The 16,401-nt window shown below is 72.4% G+C and carries 17 protein-coding genes and 1 pseudogene; 10 read left to right on the plus strand and 8 right to left on the minus strand.

All coding sequences use genetic code 11. The features are described 5' to 3' along the window. The 8 genes and pseudogenes from Q1K26_RS22145 to Q1K26_RS22180 all read left to right on the plus strand — a co-directional run. A pseudogene (locus Q1K26_RS22145) lies at positions 1–586 on the plus strand (methane monooxygenase); the annotation flags it as partial. A gap of 111 nt (positions 587–697) precedes the next feature. Then, complete coding sequence (locus Q1K26_RS22150; RefSeq protein WP_300016374.1) at positions 698–1,759, plus strand: 2Fe-2S iron-sulfur cluster binding domain-containing protein; 1,062 nt, start codon at positions 698–700, stop codon at positions 1,757–1,759. Continuing rightward, complete coding sequence (locus Q1K26_RS22155; protein WP_300016377.1) at positions 1,756–2,946, plus strand: aromatic/alkene monooxygenase hydroxylase subunit beta; 1,191 nt, start codon at positions 1,756–1,758, stop codon at positions 2,944–2,946. The genes Q1K26_RS22150 and Q1K26_RS22155 overlap by 4 nt, the downstream gene beginning before the upstream one ends. After that, a complete protein-coding gene (gene mimD / locus Q1K26_RS22160) occupies positions 2,943–3,317 on the plus strand; it encodes a propane 2-monooxygenase effector subunit MimD (protein ID WP_300016380.1) in 375 nt (124 codons plus the stop codon). The genes Q1K26_RS22155 and mimD overlap by 4 nt, the downstream gene beginning before the upstream one ends. Positions 3,318–3,449: 132 nt before the next feature. Next, positions 3,450–5,135 (plus strand): chaperonin GroEL, encoded by a 1,686-nt coding sequence (gene groL / locus Q1K26_RS22165; protein WP_300016383.1) that lies wholly within the window; start codon positions 3,450–3,452, stop codon positions 5,133–5,135. A gap of 57 nt (positions 5,136–5,192) precedes the next feature. Next, on the plus strand, positions 5,193–6,299 hold the full coding sequence (locus tag Q1K26_RS22170; RefSeq protein WP_300016386.1) for an amidohydrolase family protein: 1,107 nt from the start codon (positions 5,193–5,195) through the stop codon (positions 6,297–6,299). Between the two features lie 100 nt (positions 6,300–6,399). Beyond that, a complete protein-coding gene (locus Q1K26_RS22175) occupies positions 6,400–6,849 on the plus strand; it encodes an AraC family transcriptional regulator (protein WP_300016389.1) in 450 nt (149 codons plus the stop codon). A 10-nt stretch (positions 6,850–6,859) separates the two neighbouring features. Continuing rightward, on the plus strand, positions 6,860–7,291 hold the full coding sequence (locus tag Q1K26_RS22180) for a VOC family protein (RefSeq protein ID WP_300016392.1): 432 nt from the start codon (positions 6,860–6,862) through the stop codon (positions 7,289–7,291). Between the two features lie 19 nt (positions 7,292–7,310). Here the strand turns inward: Q1K26_RS22180 and Q1K26_RS22185 are convergent, their stop codons facing one another. The 6 genes from Q1K26_RS22185 to Q1K26_RS22210 all read right to left on the minus strand — a co-directional run bounded on the left by Q1K26_RS22185 (position 7,311) and on the right by Q1K26_RS22210 (position 13,174). After that, the gene (locus Q1K26_RS22185; RefSeq protein WP_300016395.1) at positions 7,311–8,339 is read right to left on the minus strand and encodes a gamma-glutamylcyclotransferase; all 1,029 of its coding nucleotides are present in this window, start codon (positions 8,337–8,339) and stop codon (positions 7,311–7,313) included. Positions 8,340–8,680: 341 nt separating this feature from the next. After that, positions 8,681–9,562 (minus strand): metal ABC transporter permease, encoded by an 882-nt coding sequence (locus Q1K26_RS22190; RefSeq protein WP_300016398.1) that lies wholly within the window; start codon positions 9,560–9,562, stop codon positions 8,681–8,683. Beyond that, positions 9,552–10,778: an iron chelate uptake ABC transporter family permease subunit gene (locus Q1K26_RS22195; protein WP_300016401.1), complete on the minus strand. Its 1,227-nt coding sequence runs from the start codon at positions 10,776–10,778 to the stop codon at positions 9,552–9,554. Before Q1K26_RS22195 ends, Q1K26_RS22190 begins: the two co-directional genes overlap by 11 nt. 2 nt (positions 10,779–10,780) lie before the next feature. Beyond that, complete coding sequence (locus Q1K26_RS22200) at positions 10,781–11,527, minus strand: metal ABC transporter ATP-binding protein (protein ID WP_300016404.1); 747 nt, start codon at positions 11,525–11,527, stop codon at positions 10,781–10,783. Between the two features lie 7 nt (positions 11,528–11,534). Further along, a complete protein-coding gene (locus Q1K26_RS22205) occupies positions 11,535–12,485 on the minus strand; it encodes a zinc ABC transporter substrate-binding protein (RefSeq protein ID WP_300016407.1) in 951 nt (316 codons plus the stop codon). Continuing rightward, complete coding sequence (locus Q1K26_RS22210) at positions 12,482–13,174, minus strand: metal-dependent transcriptional regulator (protein ID WP_300016410.1); 693 nt, start codon at positions 13,172–13,174, stop codon at positions 12,482–12,484. Before Q1K26_RS22210 ends, Q1K26_RS22205 begins: the two co-directional genes overlap by 4 nt. 100 nt (positions 13,175–13,274) lie before the next feature. Here Q1K26_RS22210 and mtnA point away from each other — a divergent pair, with 100 nt between their 5' ends. Both mtnA and Q1K26_RS22220 read left to right on the plus strand, forming a co-directional pair. Next, a complete protein-coding gene (mtnA, locus tag Q1K26_RS22215; RefSeq protein WP_300016506.1) occupies positions 13,275–14,219 on the plus strand; it encodes an S-methyl-5-thioribose-1-phosphate isomerase in 945 nt (314 codons plus the stop codon). Between the two features lie 308 nt (positions 14,220–14,527). Continuing rightward, positions 14,528–15,676 carry an MFS transporter gene (locus Q1K26_RS22220; protein WP_300016413.1) on the plus strand — a complete coding sequence of 383 codons (1,149 nt, stop codon included), beginning with the start codon at positions 14,528–14,530 and terminating at the stop codon, positions 15,674–15,676. 46 nt (positions 15,677–15,722) lie between these two features. On the opposite strand, the gene Q1K26_RS22225 is transcribed toward Q1K26_RS22220, so the two are convergent. Both Q1K26_RS22225 and Q1K26_RS22230 read right to left on the minus strand, forming a co-directional pair. Beyond that, a complete protein-coding gene (locus tag Q1K26_RS22225; RefSeq protein ID WP_363320520.1) occupies positions 15,723–16,109 on the minus strand; it encodes a type II toxin-antitoxin system VapC family toxin in 387 nt (128 codons plus the stop codon). Further along, positions 16,106–16,399 (minus strand): type II toxin-antitoxin system prevent-host-death family antitoxin, encoded by a 294-nt coding sequence (locus Q1K26_RS22230; protein ID WP_300016416.1) that lies wholly within the window; start codon positions 16,397–16,399, stop codon positions 16,106–16,108. Before Q1K26_RS22230 ends, Q1K26_RS22225 begins: the two co-directional genes overlap by 4 nt. Positions 16,400–16,401: the final 2 nt, after the last annotated feature.

The raw sequence follows: 16,401 nt of genomic DNA on the forward strand, positions 1-16,401 counted from the left end.
GGACTTCGAGTGGTTCGAGTACAAGTACCCGGGCTGGTACGACAAGTACGGCGCGTGGTGGGAGAACTACAACCGCCTCGCCGTGCCGAACGGGCACAACCCGATCGTGTTCGAGGACGTCGACTACGTCTACCCGGCCCGCTGCTGGACCTGCATGGTCCCGTGCCTGGTCCGTGAGGACATGGTCATGGCCGAGGTCGACGGCGTGCACCGCACGTACTGCCACGAGGTCTGCCGCTGGACCGACGTCGAGGCCTTCCGCCCCGAGTACCAGGGTCGCGAGACCCCGAACATGGGCCGGCTGGTCGGGCGTCGTGAGTGGGAGACGATCTACCACGGCTGGAACTGGGCCGACGTGGTCTCGGACATGGGCTTCGTCCGCGACGACGGCAAGACCATGACGGCACAGCCCCACCTCGACTTGAACCCCAAGAAGATGTGGACGCTGGATCACATGCGCCGCTGTCCTCCGCTGGGCAGCCCCAACGTGATCATCAACGAGATGGACGACGCCGGGCGCGCCGCCTACCTCGCTGACTACAACCGTCAGGGCCCCGCCGGACGACCGGCACCTTCGGGCGCCTGAGCGCGGGTCAGGTGAGGGGGGAGGGCCGGCGACTCCATCGTCGGCCCTCCCCCTGCCAGATCGGGGCTCAGCGATAGCACAGATGGTCCACCGGCGAAGGGCGCGGACGTAGTGGGTAACAAGCACAGAGTCAGGTTCGAGCCGGTGGGCATCGAGATCGAGGTCGACGAGGAGCAGAACATCCTGCGTGCGGCCGCCGAGCAGGGCGTCCAGCTCATGCACGGCTGCAAGGAAGGTCAGTGCGCTGCCTGCAAGTCCTTCGTCCTCGAAGGCGACATGGACAACATCGAGCTCGACAAGTACTCGACCTTCGCGTTGCCCGACTCCGAACGCGAGGAGGGTCAGACCCTCCTCTGCCGGGCACACGCCTACGAGGACCTCGTGATCGAACTCCTCCAGTACGACGAGGAGATCATCCGGTCGGGTCTGCCGATCTCGAAGGGCGTGGCCGAGGTCGTGTCCAACGAGCCGGCCACCCATGACATGCGCCATCTCGTACTCAAGCTGATCGAACCCGAGGAGATCAAGTTCTTCCCGGGCCAGTACCTCGACATCTCGGTTCCCAACACCGATGAGCACCGCTCGTTCTCGATGGCACACGTCCCGGGTCGCGACGCCCACTGGGAGTTCGTCATCAAGATCTATCCGGACGGCCTGTTCTCGGATTTCCTGGCCTCGAAGGTCCAGGTCGGCGACCGGCTCGATGTGGAGGGCCCATTCGGGACCTTCACGCTTCGGGAGAGTCGGACCTCGCCGATCGTCTTCGTGGGCGGCGGCGCCGGGATGGCACCGGTACTGGGACTGCTGCGCGCCATGGCCGATCGAGGCGTGGACCGCAAGGCGGTCTTCTACTACGGGGCCCGCGCGAAGCGGGACCTGTGCTTCGAAGAAGAGCTCCGGAGCCTGGAGTCTCGAATTCCAGGCTTCCGGTACGTCCCGGCACTGTCCGAGCCTGCCGGTGACGACGAGTGGGACGGCGAGGTCGGTCTCATCACCGACGTCGTCGAGCGGTGCGAACCCGACCTCAAGGGTCGGGACGCGTACGTGTGCGGACCTCCGCCAATGGTGGATGCGGCGTTGGCGAAGCTCACGGCCCTCGGAGTGCTCGAACAGAACATCTTCTACGACAAGTTCACCACCACCGGTGAGCCGGAAGGCGAGGACGGCCCATGACCACAGCTGCTCAACGTCCCGAACGCAGTGTCCCGAAGCCACAGTTCACGGATGCGGAGGCAGGCGCACAGGAGTTCCCCGACTCCAGTGCCAGCGCACGTCGGTACAACTACTACAAGCCGGCGAAGCGCAAGCAGACCCACTACGAGGACGTCACCGTCGACGTCCAGCCCGACCCGCGGCACTACCTGTCGCAGGGCTGGATCTACGGTTTCGCCAACGGTGAGGCGGGCTACCCGCTGCACTGGACGAAGCTGAAGGCGTGGGGCGTCGACAAGCCCGAGCCCGTCACCGGGCCCGGTACCGGTTCGCTGCACGTGGAGGACTGGCCCGCGCACGGCTGGCACGAGTTCCGGGACCCCAACGAGGAATGGGAGATGACGTTCTATCGCTACAACGCGAACGTCGTCCGCCAGACCACCCAGAACGTCGAGAACGCCCGCCAGGCGAAGGCCTTCGACAACTGGACCCCGAACTGGAAGTCGTTCGTCGAGCGCAACGTCGGCGCGTGGATGCACATCGAGCACATCCTCGGTCTGTACATCTTCGCGGCCTGCAACCGGTCCGGTCCGACGAACATGCACAACACGGCCATGGTCGTGAACAGCATGCACAAGATCCGCTTCGCGCAGGACCTCGCGCTCTACAACCTCACGCTCTCCGAGGAGATCGACGGTTTCGACGGCACCGCGCACCTCGACGCGTGGAACAACGATCCCGAGTGGCAGGGCGCCCGCAAGGTCGTCGAGGCCCTCACCGCGATCGACAACGACTGGGGCGAGTCGGTGTTCGCCACCAACGTGGTGTTCGAACCGCTGGTCGGCGAGCTGTTCCGGTCCAACCTGGTGCAGCAGGCCGCCGCAGGCAACGGCGACTTCGTGACGCCGACCGTGATCGGCGCCGGCGAGTACGACTACGCCCAGCGTGATCTCCGCTGGACCCAGGCGTGCTTCGGCCCGCTGGTCCAGGACAAGGAGTTCGCGGCCCACAACAAGGAGCTGTTGCAGGGCTGGCTGTCCAAGTGGGTGCCGCAGTGCCTGGAAGCGGCCCGCGCGATGCAGCCGCTGTGGAGCCAGCCCGACGCCAAGCCCCCGCGGTTCGAGGACGCCCTCGACCGGGCCAAGAGCCGGTTCGCCGGCATCGTGACCGACCTCGGACTGGAGCCCCCGAAGGAGCTGTCGCAGTGACCAGTTTCAAGACATCAGAGAGCCCGTACAAGGCGGACAACACCGCGTCCGGCATGGCCGGTGTGACGCTGATGAACAACCAGGTGGGCGTCGTCGTCGCGGATGTCATGAACCGGCAGGAGAACGTGACCATCACGCACCTGCCGTCCATGATCCGGGTGGACTGCGTCGGCCGGATGGACTTCGTCTACGACGAGATCTCTGAGGCACTCGGCGAGGAGGAGGGCTTCTACGACGCCTCCGAGTTCGAGGAGAACATGTCCACCCACTACGGCAAGATGATCCACATGGATGACCGGACCGTGATGTTCGGCAACCTGGAGGAGGCCGCCGAGTTCATCGGCGACATGCTCCCCCCGGCCGTCAAGTAGTCCGGCCGACACGTAGGTAGCACCATCCTCGGGTCGCCGTCCGTGCACTCCGGTGCGGGCGGCGACCCGGGCCTGCTTCACCTCTCTTCTTCCCCGCGCACATGTTGAGAATTCGTCTCCAGGAGGGGCCCCGTGGCCAAGGAACTCAAGTTCGGACAGGAAGCCCGCGACCTGCTCAAGGCCGGCGTCGACCAGCTGGCCGAGGCCGTGAAGTCGACGCTCGGCCCCAAGGGCCGCAACGTGATCCTGGAGAAGATCACCGGTACGCCGGAGGTCACGAACGACGGCGTGACGATCGCGCGCGAGATCTATCTGAAGGACCCGTTCGAGAACATGGGTGCCCAGATCCTCAAGGAAGCGGCGATCAAGACCAACGACATCGTCGGTGACGGCACCACGACCGCCACGGTGATGGCGCAGGCCATCGTCCGCGAGGGCATGAAGGCGATCACCTCCGGCGGCAACCCGGTGCTCGTCAAGCGGGGCATCGACGTCGCGGTGGGCGCGATCGTCGCGCACCTGTCGACGGTGGCGCACCCCGTCGACAGCCTGGAGCACCTCTCCCGCGTCGCGGCCATCTCGGCCAACGACGACGAGTCCATCGGCAGCGTGGTGGCGCAGACGCTGCACACCGTCGGCGACGACGGCGTGATCTCCGTCGACGACGGCCCGGTCCTCGGCCTCACCGTGAACTTCGTCGAGGACTTCGAGTTCGACAACGGCTACGTCTCGCCGTACCTGGTCACCGACCCGGGCAGCATGATGGCGGTCCTCGACGACCCCTACATCCTGCTGTGCGCCGAGAAGATCACGAACGTGCAGGCGCTGATGCCGATGCTCGAGCGGATCATGCGCGACCCGAAGCCGCTGGTGATCGTCGCCGAGAAGGTGGAGGGCACCGCGCTGCAGATGCTGGTGCACAACCACGTCAACGGGCACATCAAGTGCACCGCGATCCAGGCGCCCGGCTTCGGCGAGAAGCGCGTGCACATGCTCGAGGACATGGCGGCCCTGTGTGGCGGCAAGGTGCTGTCCAAGGCGTCGTCGTTCTCGCTGGAGCAGGTCACCACCGAGCACCTCGGTCGCGCCTCGCAGGTGCGTGCCACGAACGAGCACACCGCGATCATCGGCGGGCAGGGTGCGAAGGAATCGGTGGAGATGCGGCTCTCGCAGCTGCGCGCCGAGATGAACCGCGCCAGCATCGGGACCGACGAGGACTGGCTCAACGATCGCATCGCGCGGCTGTCGGGCAAGGCCGCCATCATCTCCGTCGGGGCGCCGACGAACGCGGAGCTCAAGGAGATCCGGCACCGGGTCGACGACTCGCTGCAGGCCACCCGCGCCGCCATGGCCGAGGGCATCGTGGCCGGCGGCGGGGCAGCGCTGCTGCACTCGGAGCCCGCGCTCGACAAGCTCGAGGTCACCGGCGACTACCGGATCGGCGTCGAGATCGTCCGTGCCGCGCTCACCGAGCCGGTGCACCTGATCGCCACCAACGCCGGGTACGACGGCCACGACGTGGTCAAGCAGGTCAGCGCGCTCGGTGTCGACGAGGGTTTCGACGCCCTCGAGGGCCGCTACGGCAACATGATCGAGATGGGCATCATCGACCCGTTGCGGGTCGTGCGCTCCGCGCTGCAGAACGGCGCGTCCGTGGCCGGCCTGATCCTCACCACCAACTCCCTGGTGGGCGAGGAGGTCACCCCCTGGAACAAGGCGCTGATGACCGAGTACGGCCCGCTCGACGACGGCATCCCGCAGCCGTCGCCCGACTCCAGCACCCCGCAGTCGCTGGGCATGGGCCCGTCGATGGGGTAGTCGCCCCACGAGGGAGGCCACCCAGCGGGGAGCCTGTCCAGAAGGGAGTGCACACCGGTGTACACGGCGGACGGCGAGCACTACCTCGTGGTGGACGCCCAGGTGCACGCCTGGGACGCGAGCCCGCACAACCAGGCAGGGCCCGCGGGGGAGGACTTCGCCACCGACCTGCTGCGGCGGCACCGGGAGCTCGACGGCTCCGCGGTGCCGCTGCCGGAGGTCGAACGGGTCACCGAGGACGGGCTGGCTCGGGACGTGTTCGGCGAGGGATGCGTCGACCGCGCGGTGCTGCAGCCGGTGGTGCTCGGGGAGCTGTTCGTCCTCGGGTTCTCGCCGGTGGCGTGGCACGCCGAGCTGGCCGGGCGGATGCCCGGCAAGTTCGTGCTGTCCGGGGAGCTCGACCCCGACGCGGGCCAGCCCGGCGCACGCGGGATCGCGGCCAAGGTGCGGCGCTGGGACCTGCGTGGCCTGACGTTCTGCGAGAGCCGCCACCCCGGCGGGCGGATGCGGCTGAGCGAGAGCTGGCTGCGCCGCGTGCTGGCCCGCGGCGGCCAGGCCGGCGCCGGCGTGGTGCATCTCGGCGTGACGCCCTCGGCCCGCCCGGCGCCGTGGTTGCGCTGGCGCGCCGCCACCGGGCAGCGTTCCGTCGGCGGGGCCCCGCGGCTGCCGAGCTGGGCGGAGCCGGTGCGGTCCGGTTCCGCGCTGCCGGTGCGGACCCGGCCCGTGGAACGGGTCGCGTCGGCCGGGTTCGACGTCGCGCAGTTCCGCGAGCTGGCCACCGCCCTGCCCCGCACGTCGTTCGTGCTCGGGGCGGGGTGCCTGCCGTCGGAGCAGCTGTGCCGGCTGGCCCGGTTGCCCAACGTGCACGTGGTGCTCACCGAGATCCTGCCGTGGACGTCGTCGCTGGAGTTCGGGCGGGCGTTCGGCGAGCTGCTGCTGGCGTACGGGCCGGAGCGGTTGCTGTTCGGCAGCGGCTACCCGCTCGTGCGCCCTGGCAAGCTGGTGCGGCAGCTCGCCGACTACCGCTTCCCCGACGAGCTTCGGGGCCGCTACCGCGACCTCGACGTCGACGCCCGCCGCGCCGTGCTGGGTGGGAACGCGGCACGCCTGTACGGCATCGAGGGCGGCAGGCTCGCTCCTGAGGTCTCGGCGCGCCGGGGCTAGGCGCTGCTGATCCGGCCTGACCGCTCGCACACGGGCGCCGGGGCCCGCGCACAGGTCCGGCCCTGTGTGCCGACCCACGAGCCTGTGCGAGCCTCGCGGGGTGAGCGCGCTGCAGCGGCGAGCCCCCGGCGACGTGCTCGTGCACCTGCGCCGGGCCCGCGACCACGCCGACCGGCACTACGCCGAGCCGCTGGATCTCGACGCGCTCGCGGCGGTGGCGGGGCTCAGCAAGTTCCACTTCCAGCGGCTGTTCACCGCCACCTACGGCGTGTCCCCGGCCGCGCACCTGTCCCGGCGGCGGGTGGAGCGCGCGCAGGATCTGCTGCGCGCCACCAACCTCACCGTCACCGAGGTGTGCCACACCGTCGGCTGCTCCAGCCTCGGGTCGTTCTCGCGGCGGTTCAAGGAGCTCGTGGGGGAGACGCCGAGCGAGTTCCAGCGCCGGTGGGCCGTGACCGGTGCACCCCGGATCCCCGGGTGCTTCGTGTTCATGTGGGGCCTCGCCGAGCGCGCAAGGGAGGAGAAGCCCGCGGGCCCCGCTGGCTCCTAGGCTTCCTCCCATGATCACAGGAGTTTCGATCGCCAGCGTCTTCGTCAAGGACATCGACGCGTCCAAGGCCTTCTACATCGACGTGCTCGGCTTCGTGGAGAACGCCGACATCACGCTCGGGGACGGCTACCGCTGGTGCGCGGTCAACCACCCGAACCAGCCCGAACTGATGGTCTCCCTCGCGGTTCCCGGCCCGCCGTACTCGCCGGAGATGACGGGCGCCATCAACCGGGCCCTCGACGAGGGCACGATGCACGGGCTGGGCTTCAACGTCGACGACTGCCGCAAGACGTGCGAGGACCTGCGCGCCAAGGGCGTCGAGTTCGTCCAGGAGCCGCAGGAGCGGCCGTACGGCGTGGAGGCCGTCGCCCGCGACAACAGCGGCAACTGGATGGTCCTGGTGGAGCCCCGGGCCTACACGGTGTCGGACTTCGACACCTGACCGGATCCGCAGGACGGCACTACGGCTGCGAGGTGTCGAGGAACGGGAGGAAGCCGGTCGTGGGGGCGCGCCAGGCGTAGGCCCAGGCCACCGTGCCGTCGGTGAGCACCGCGCGGATGCGCTCGTACTCCGGGCCCTCGTAGGCGTCCATCGCGGGGAATGCCCCGGCCGGGTCGTGCAGCTCGATCAGTGCGCCCGGGGTCGTGCCCGGGCCGTCGGGGAGCCAGGCGGGGTAGCCGCGGCCGGTGTCCAGCGCCGAGCCGGGCACCTCGCCGGGTCGGGTGCCACCGGTGGCGTACGGCGCCACGTAGGACCAGGAGACCTGTCCGGGACGCAGCAGGCCGTAGGCGAACAGCCGGGCGGGCCACTCGTCGGGGGCCGGGTCGCCGGAGACGGTCGGTGCGTCGAGGCCGTCGTCCGCCGCGGGCTCGCCGGCCAGGTCGCGGGCGTGGTCCTGCGCGAGGTCGGCGCACCGGACGGGCGCGCCGTCGACGAGCAGCGGCCTGCGGATCGCGCCGTGCCCGACGTAGACCCAGGGGGCGTCGACGTGGGCGCCGTCGTCGGTGCGCACGTCGCCGGTGTGCAGGCGGGCCAGGCGGAAGCGGTCGTCACGGCCCTCGCAGCGGTCCAGCACCGCGATCTGCGCGGGGGTGGCGAGCCAGACGGCGTGCTCCTCGACGACGCCCGGTGCCGCGGTCAGCACCGCGGGGCGCTGCCCGTCGCGGGCGCGCAGGCCACTCGCCCACACCGCGGCGACACCGGACGTGCGGGCCCGCAGCACCACGACCGGATCCCGGCCGAGTCCCAGCTCCCGCCGCAGCCAAGTGATCTTGCTCGGGCAGCGGTTGGAGCCGTAGGTCAGCACCGGGACCCGCGCGGCCGCCGGCGCGGCGTCGTGGGCGGCGAGCCACTCGTCGAGTGTCAGGCCGTCGACGCGCCACGGCCCGGGGACCAGCTCGTGGGACCGCTCGCCGACGTGCACGTACGACGCGGGCGGGACCGCACCGGGGTAGGGGTCCGCGGGGAAAGCGGAGTCGGGCCAGATCACGGCAGGGACGGTAGCCGGACCCCGGTCGCCCGCGCAGCGCACCGCCCGCACGCGCGGCCGGCCGCCCTCCCGCACCACCACTTCGCGCGCCCGAATGCGGCTCGCGCGCTGCCGACAGCGCGCGAGGTGCGGCTGGGCGCGCCAGGTGCGGCTGGGCGCGCGAGGTGTGGCTGGGCGCGCGGAGTGCGGCCCGGTGTGCGGGGGGGGCGAGCGCCATGCATCCGACGCACGTTCGCGCGCCCGGGTGCGGTGTGCGCGCGGCCGGCGGCGCGCGGAGAGCAGCGCGGCGCGCGAAGCGCAGCCGGGCGCGCGAGGGGCGGCGCGCGGACAGGCGCGGGCGGTCAGGTCGTGACGGACCGGCGGGTGCGCAGGCGGCGGGTGAGCAGGCCGTGCCGCGGGGAGCCGAGCAGGGCGAGCACGAAGCAGGCGGTGCAGACCAGGCCCATGGCGCCGGCGATCGAGGTGTCGTAGGCGGAGGCCAGCGCGTACCCGGCGACGGCACCCACCCACCCGACGCCGACGGCCAGCGCGAGCATCACCGCCAGCCGCTCGGTGAGCAGGTACGCGGTGGCCGCGGGCACGATCAGCATCGTCACCACCAGGATCGCGCCGACGGCCTCGAACGCCGACACCGCGGTGACGGCGACGGCCATCAGCAGCAGCCGGGACATCAGCTGCGGGCGCAGCCGGACCGTGGCGCTGAACGCCGGGTCGAACGTGGTGGCCTTCAGTTCCTTCCACAGGAGCGTGACCATCGCCAGGTTGAGCAGCACGACGACCGCGAGCACGAGGCCGGCCCGTGCCACCCCCACGCCGCCACCGAGGTCGACGGAGTCGAACGGCACGAACGCGATCTCGCCGTAGATCGTGGCGTCGAGGTCGAGGTGGATGCCGTCGGCGAACTGTGTCACGCCCAGGACGCCCAGGGAGAACAGTGCCGGGAACACCAGCGCGATCGCGGCGTCGGACGCCAGCAGGCCGGTGGCGCGCAGCGCGTCGATCGCCAGCACGCAGAGCACCGCGAACGCCGCCGCGCCGACGACCACCGGCAGCGGTGCACGGGTCTGCCACACCAGCCACACCGCGACGATCCCGGGCAGCACCGCGTGGCTCACGGCGTCGGACATCAGCGCGATCCGGCGCAGCACCAGGAACGGGCCGAGCAGCCCGCACGCGGTGCCGACCAGCCCGGCCACCATGATGATCACCAGGTCATCTGACACGGGGGTGCCTGCCCGTCGGGAGGGTGAGCACGGGGGCCGCCTGCGTCGTCCCAGCCGCGACGTCCCCCGTGCTCAGCCTGCGCAGCTGCTCGACCGCATCGTCGCCGAGCGAGCCGCGCAGGTCGGTGGGATCGGGCTCGCGCGCGTCCGGGAGCCGGACCGAGGCGCCGTGCTCCAGCCACGCCGACCAGAGCGCGCGGCGGTCGGCGAGATCGGCGGCGGCGATCTCGCCCGCCGGGGTGAGCCCGTCGGGCGCGAGCAGGCCCTGGCGGCGCAACGACGCCCGGGCCCACCGGTCGCCGACGGTCCGCGCCGGCGCGCCGGGCTCCACGAGGACGGCGTCGCGCAGCACCCGCCTGCGGCGCGCGGCGAGCTTCGCGCCCCGCCATGCCACCCCGCGCCCGGGGGCCAGCAGCACCGCGAGAACGGCGAGGGTGAACCCGACGAGCACGACCACCGGCCCGGTCGGCAGCGCCGCCCGGGTGGCCGCGAGCGCGCCGGTGACCCCGACGACAGCGCCGGTGAGCCCCGCCAGCGGCAGCACGAACGTGAACCGGTCGGCGAGCTGGCGGGCGACGACCGTGGGCACCACGAGCATCGCGACCATCAGGATCGCGCCGACCACCCGCACCCCGATGACGACGGCCACCACGAGCAGCCCCGTCATCAGGATCTCCAGCGCCCGCACCGGCAGCCCGATCGACCCGGCGTAGGAGGCGTCGAACAGCGTCGTGGTCAGCGCACGGCGCAGTGCGGCGACCACCAGCAGGGCGGTGCCGCCGAGCGCGGCCATCACCACGACGTCGGTCTCCAGCAGCCCGGCCGCCTGACCGAACAGGTAGTTGCCCAGGCCGGCCTGGTCGGAGTCCTGGCGACTGCCGATGTAGGTGAGCAGCACGATCCCGAGGGAGAAGAAGCCCGAGAGCACCACACCGATCGCGGTGTCGGGCTTGATCCGCCGGGTGCGTTCGATGCCCACCATCAGCAGCGCCGCGACCAGGCCCGCGACGGCGGCCCCGACGAGCAGCCCCGGCACGTCCTTCACCCCGGCGACGAGGAACGCCACGCACACCCCCGGCAGGGTGGAGTGCGCCACGGCATCGCCGACGAGGCTGCGCTGGCGCAGCACCGCGAACGTGCCGAGCACCCCGCTGGTGACGCCGAGCACCAGCGCGCCGAGCACGACGACGGTGTCGGTGTAGGGCAGGCCGAACATGCTCAGCCGGCCCAGGCCACGGCGTCGGAGGTGACCCCGTAGGCGCCGCGCACAGCGTCGGACGTGAGCACCTCGGCGGTGGGCCCGCATCCCAGCGCGCGGACGTTGAGCAGCAGCGTCCAGTCGAAGGCGGCCCGCACCTGCGCCATGTCGTGGTGCACGACGATCACCGAGCCGCCGTCGTCACGGATGCCACCGAGCAGGTTCAGCAGGTCGGACTGGGTGCGCGCGTCGATCCCCGCGAACGGTTCGTCCATCACGAGCACCGGGGCCTGCTGGGCGAGCGCGCGGGCCAGGAACACCCGCTGGCGCTGCCCGCCCGACAGCTGCCCGATCTGGCGGCGCCCGTAGGCCGCCATGCCGACGCGGTCCAGGCACTGGGCGGCGATCGCCCGGTCGGCCCGCCCGACGCGACGGAACCAGCCGGTGGCCCGGTAGCGGCCCATCGCGACGACCTCGCCGACGGTGATCGGGAAGTCCCAGTCGACGGACTCGCGCTGCGGCACGTACGCCACCCGGTCCAGGGCCGCCCGGCCCTCCACGCCGTCGATCAGCACCCGGCCCGCGTCGGCGGGGACGAGCCCCAGCGCGGCCTTGAGCAGCGTGGACTTGCCCGCGCCGTTCGGGCCGACGATCGCGCAGAGCTGCCCGGTCGGGAACCGCGCGTCCACCTCCCACAGCACGGGGGCCGACCGGTAGGACACGGTCAGCGACCGCACCTCCAGCGCGTCCGCCGCTCGGCTCTTCATGAACATCTCAGCCCCCCGAGTCCGGACGTGACAGGCCGGCGACGATCAGGTCGGTGTTGGCGCGCAGCATGCCGACGTAGGTGCCCTCGTCGGTGCCCGGATCGCCCGCGGCGTCGGTGTAGAGCTCCCCGCCGACGACGACGGTGGCGCCGCGTTGGGCGGCCGAGGCGATCAGCGCGTCGATGGTCTGGCGCGGGACGCTGGACTCGACGAAGACCGCAGGCACCCCGCGCGAGGCGATCAGCTCGGCCACGCGCTCCACGTCGGCCGTGGTGGCCTCGGCGGCGGTGGAGATGCCCTGGATGCCGGCGACGTCGAGGCCGTAGCGGCGGCCGAAGTACTCGAACGCGTCGTGCGAGGTGACCAGCAGCCTGCGTTCCTCGGGGATCGTCGCGATCTGCTCGGAGACGTAGGAGTCGAGCTCGGCCAGCTCGTCGAGGTAGGTCTCCAGGTTGGCCTGGTACTCACCGGCGCGGGCCGGGTCGCGCTCGGACAGGGCGGTGGCGATGGTGCGACTGACCTGCTCCCAGAGCGTCACGTCGAACCAGACGTGCGGGTCGTACTGCTCGGCGACGCCCGGGGCGGGCTCCAGCAGGTCCTCGCGCGGCAGGTCGTCGGTGACGGCCCGGACGAACTGCGTCTCCTCCAGCTGGTCGAGCAGGTCGGCCATCTTCCCCTCCCGCTCCCGCCCGCCGTTGAAGATCCCGTCGGCGCCGCGCCGCGCGTCGACGTCGCCCGCGCTCGCCGTGTACAGGTGCGGGTCGACGCCGGGGCCCATCAACCCCGTGACCTCGACGGCGTCACCCCCGATCCGCGAGACGGTGTCGGTGATGAAGTTGGTCGTGGTGGTGACGCGGACCGGGCGGTCCCCGATCGGTTCGGAGCCCGAGGCCGCGGTGGACGTGCACCCGGCCAGCAGGGCCAGCCCCGCGGCAGCGGCGGCGAGCAGGGCCCTCACGCGACCACCCGGCCGTGCACGAGATGGGTGAGCGGCTCGCCGAGCGCGTGCGCGGCGCCGTCGACGCTGACCCACAGGGGCCCGCCGAAGGGCAGTCGTTCGGTCACGTCGATCCTCACTCCCGGATGGATGCCCAGGTCGGCCAGGTAGCGCAGGGCGGCGCTGTCGCGGTCGTAGACGCGTTCGATGGCGAAGCGGGAGCCGGTCGGTACGGCGTCGAGCCGGACCCCCCAGCCCTCGCCGAGCACGCTCCCCTCGCGCGGGATCGGATCGCCGTGTGGGTCCCGGTCGGGGTGTCCGAGCTGGCGGTCGATCCGATCGATCAGCGTGGGGGAGACCGCGTGCTCGAGCGCGTCGGCCTCGCCGTGCACCTCGTCCCAGGGCACGTCGAGCACCTGGGCCAGGAACGCCTCCAGGAGCCGGTGGCGGCGGACGATGTCCCGGGCGTGGGTGGCGCCGTGCGGGGTGAGTGCGGCCAGGTGGTCCTCGGTGCGCTCCACGAGGCCGCGGGCCGTCAGCCGCTTCAGCATGATCGAGACCGTGGGTGCGCTGACGTCGAGCTCCTCGGCGATTGCCGAGGTGGACACCGGTTCGCTGCGGCCGGCGCGGACGAAGATCGTGCGCAGGGTGTCCTCGACGGCCGGAGTGTGCAGCAGCGTGCAGCACTCGGGGGCCCTTCCATCGATCATTAGTCACCTCTAACTCCGCGGTGCAGGAAATCTAAGCGATGGTGGTACTGCACCACAACCCGGCCGGTCGTCTCATCGTGCGACATAGGCTCCGGTCGTGCTGCCACGGACCATCGACTGGGACGGCGAGCGGATCGTGCTCGTCGACCAGACCGCGCTGCCCGACGTGCGTCTCACGTCCGTGACCGGCGTGGACGGCTTGGTCGACGCGATCGGTCGGCTCGTCGTGCGCGGCGCGCCCGCGCTCGGGGTGGCCGGCGCCCTGGGTGTGGTGCTCGCCGTGCGCACGGTCGGCCCGGCCGGCCTCGACGCCGCGTGCGCGCGGATCGCCGCGGCCCGCCCGACCGCCGCCAACCTCGCCGTCGGGGTGGCCCGGGCCCGGGCCGCGCTGCCCGCAGGACCGGACGCGGTGCTCGCCGCCGCGCTCGCCGTGCGCGACGAGGACATCGCCGCCTGCCATGCCATCGGTGCCCGGGGGGCCGCCCTGCTCGGCGAGCTGTGCGGGCCGGGCCCGCTGCGCCTGCACACGCACTGCAACGCGGGTGCGCTGGCCTGCGTCGAGTGGGGCACCGCGCTGGGGGTGGTGCGGTCACTGCACGGGCTCGGCCGGGTGGCGCACGTCGTCGCGGACGAGACCCGGCCGCTGCTGCAGGGGGCCCGGATCACCGCCGTCGAGCTGGCCGCGATCGGGGTGCCCTACCGGGTGGTCGTGGACGGCGCCGGGGCCTCGGTCATCGCCCGCGGCCTCGTGGACGCCGTGGTGGTGGGCGCGGACCGGGTGGCGGCCAACGGTGACGTCGCCAACAAGATCGGCACCTATCCGTTGGCCCTGGCCGCGGCGCGGGCCGGTATCCCGTTCCTGGTGGCGGCGCCGGAGTCGACGGTGGACCCGGCCACGCCCGACGGCGCGCACATCGTGATCGAGGAACGGGCCGCCGACGAGGTGGTGCACGGGCACCCTGCCTGGAACCCGGCGTTCGACGTGACGCCGCACGACCTGGTCACCGCGGTGGTGACCGAGGCCCGCGTGTGGCGACCCGGGTGACCGGCCGCGCCGTCCGGTTCCGGCGGGAGCCCCGCCGCCGATCGATGCGCACCGGTGGGATCGACGTGGTCGGGCTCTCCGCTGCCGCAGACCCCGATGGCGTCGATCTCACCCGTCGATCCGGGGAGGCGCGTCGTCGTGGCCGGGCGTGAGCGGTCCCTGCGTGGCGCGCGCCGCCGATGGGGCGCGGGCGGCGGCGTGACGGGCGGTCCGGGCGTCGGCGGCCGGGCGAGCCGCGATCCGCTGGTCGGTGGCTCGGCGGCTCGGTGGTCGGTGGCTCGGTGGTCGGTGGCTCGGGGGGCGGCGGCGTGACGGGGACCGGCGTCGGGTCGGTGCCGTTCCGGCTGATGCTCGCGACCACCGTGCTCGGGTTCGGCGGGTACGCGCTGCTGCTGCCCGTGGTGCCGCTGTGGGTGGCGGACTCCGGGGAGTTCGCGGCGGGCGCCACCACCGGGGTGCTGATGCTGACCACGATCATCACGCAGCTCGGGGTGCCGTGGCTGGTGATGCGCGTGGGCTACCGGGTGGCGCTCGGGGCGGGGCTGGTGCTGCTCGGTGCACCCACGCCGCTGCTCGCGCTGTCGGCGGACCTCGCGCCGGTCCTGGCGGTGTCCGCGGTGCGGGGCGTCGGGTTCGGGCTGCTCACCGTCGTCGGCAGCGCGCTGGTGGCCGAGCTGGTGCCACCGGCCGAGCACGGGCGTGCCGGCGCCCGCTACGGCATCGCGGTCGGGCTGCCGCAGCTGGTGCTGCTGCCCGCGGGGGTGGCGGTGGTCGATGCCGTCGGGTTCGCGGCGTTGTTCGTCGCCGCGGGGGTGGCGCCGCTGCTCGGCGCGCTGGTCGTGCCCACACTGCGGGTGCCGCGTCCCCGCGCCGTCACCCGGGAGACCGCGCCGCGGGCCGGTGGGGCCGCCGTCGGACCGCTGATGGCGATGCTCGTGTGCTCGGTCGCGCAGGGCGGGCTCATCACGTTCCTGCCGCTGGCCGTGCCGGGCGCGGGCCTGCTGGTCGCCGCGGCCCTGCTGTTGACGGCCGCAGGCGCGCTGCTCGGGCGTTCGGTGGCCGGGAGGCTGGTGGACCGGCACGGGATGGGCGGGCGGCTGCTGTTGCCCGGGGTGCTGCTCGCGGCCGCCGGGATGGGGCTGGAGGTGCTGGCGGTCGCCGGCGGCGGCGCGTTCGTGGTGATCGGCGCGGCGGTCGTCGGCGTCGGGTTCGGGCTGGTGCAGAACGACGCGCTCACCACGCTGTTCGCCGCCTCGGGCCCGGCCCGCTACGGCTCGGCGAGCGCCGCGTGGAACATCGCCTACGACGCCGGGACGGGGGTGGGGGCCACCGGGCTGGGAGCGGTGGCGGACCCGTTCGGGTTCCGTGCGGCGTTCGGGCTCTCCGCGCTGCTGCTCGTCGTGGCGGCGCCCGTGACGCGGGTCCGGCGGGTCGTGACCGGCAGGACCGGGACCTGAGCGTCGCACCCGGCGGTCACGTCCGAGTCCGGACGAGCACGGTGGTTCAGGCCGGGGAGGCGGTCGGGACCCCGTGGGTCCGGGCGGCCTCGGCCAGCCGGTCGTCGTAGGTGAGCAGGACGTCGACGTCGTCGCGGATCAGCAGGGCCGTGGCGAGGTGGATGGCGTCGTGCGAGCGGAGCAGTGGATCGGGCAGGCGGCTCGCCGACTCCAGGAGCGCGCCGGACATCTCGAGGACGTCGACCCGGTCGAGTGCCACATCGACCTCGGGGAGCTTCCGCGGATCCCGGCGCAGCACGCCGCGCCGGGCCTCGACGACGAGCAGCGCGCTCGACACCAGGTCGCCGCGTTCGCCGATGAGTCCGCGCAGCGCGGGCGACTCGGCCTCGTCCCGGACGAGCTTGAGGAACGCCGAGGTGTCGAGGTGGATCAGTACCGCTCCTCGTCACGCATCTCCTGCAGGACCTCGGACAGCGTCCTCTCACCGGGTTCGTAGGCCGGAAGGGGGCGGAGATCGGTGATCCCACGCCGACGGGCCAGCCGCACCTGCCCGGCCGCCACCATGCGCTCGAAGGCGGAGCCCGGCTCCTCCGCGGGGACGAGGTAGGCGACCAGCTTCCCGCGCTCGGTCACCGGCACCCGCAGGCCGGCCTTGGCCATGGCGACGTACCGCGAGGCGTGCTGGCGCAGCTCGCGGATGCCGATGCCTTCGGGCTCACCCATGT

It is taken from the genome of Pseudonocardia sp. (genome assembly GCF_029263155.1).
Classification (GTDB): domain Bacteria; phylum Actinomycetota; class Actinomycetes; order Mycobacteriales; family Pseudonocardiaceae; genus Pseudonocardia.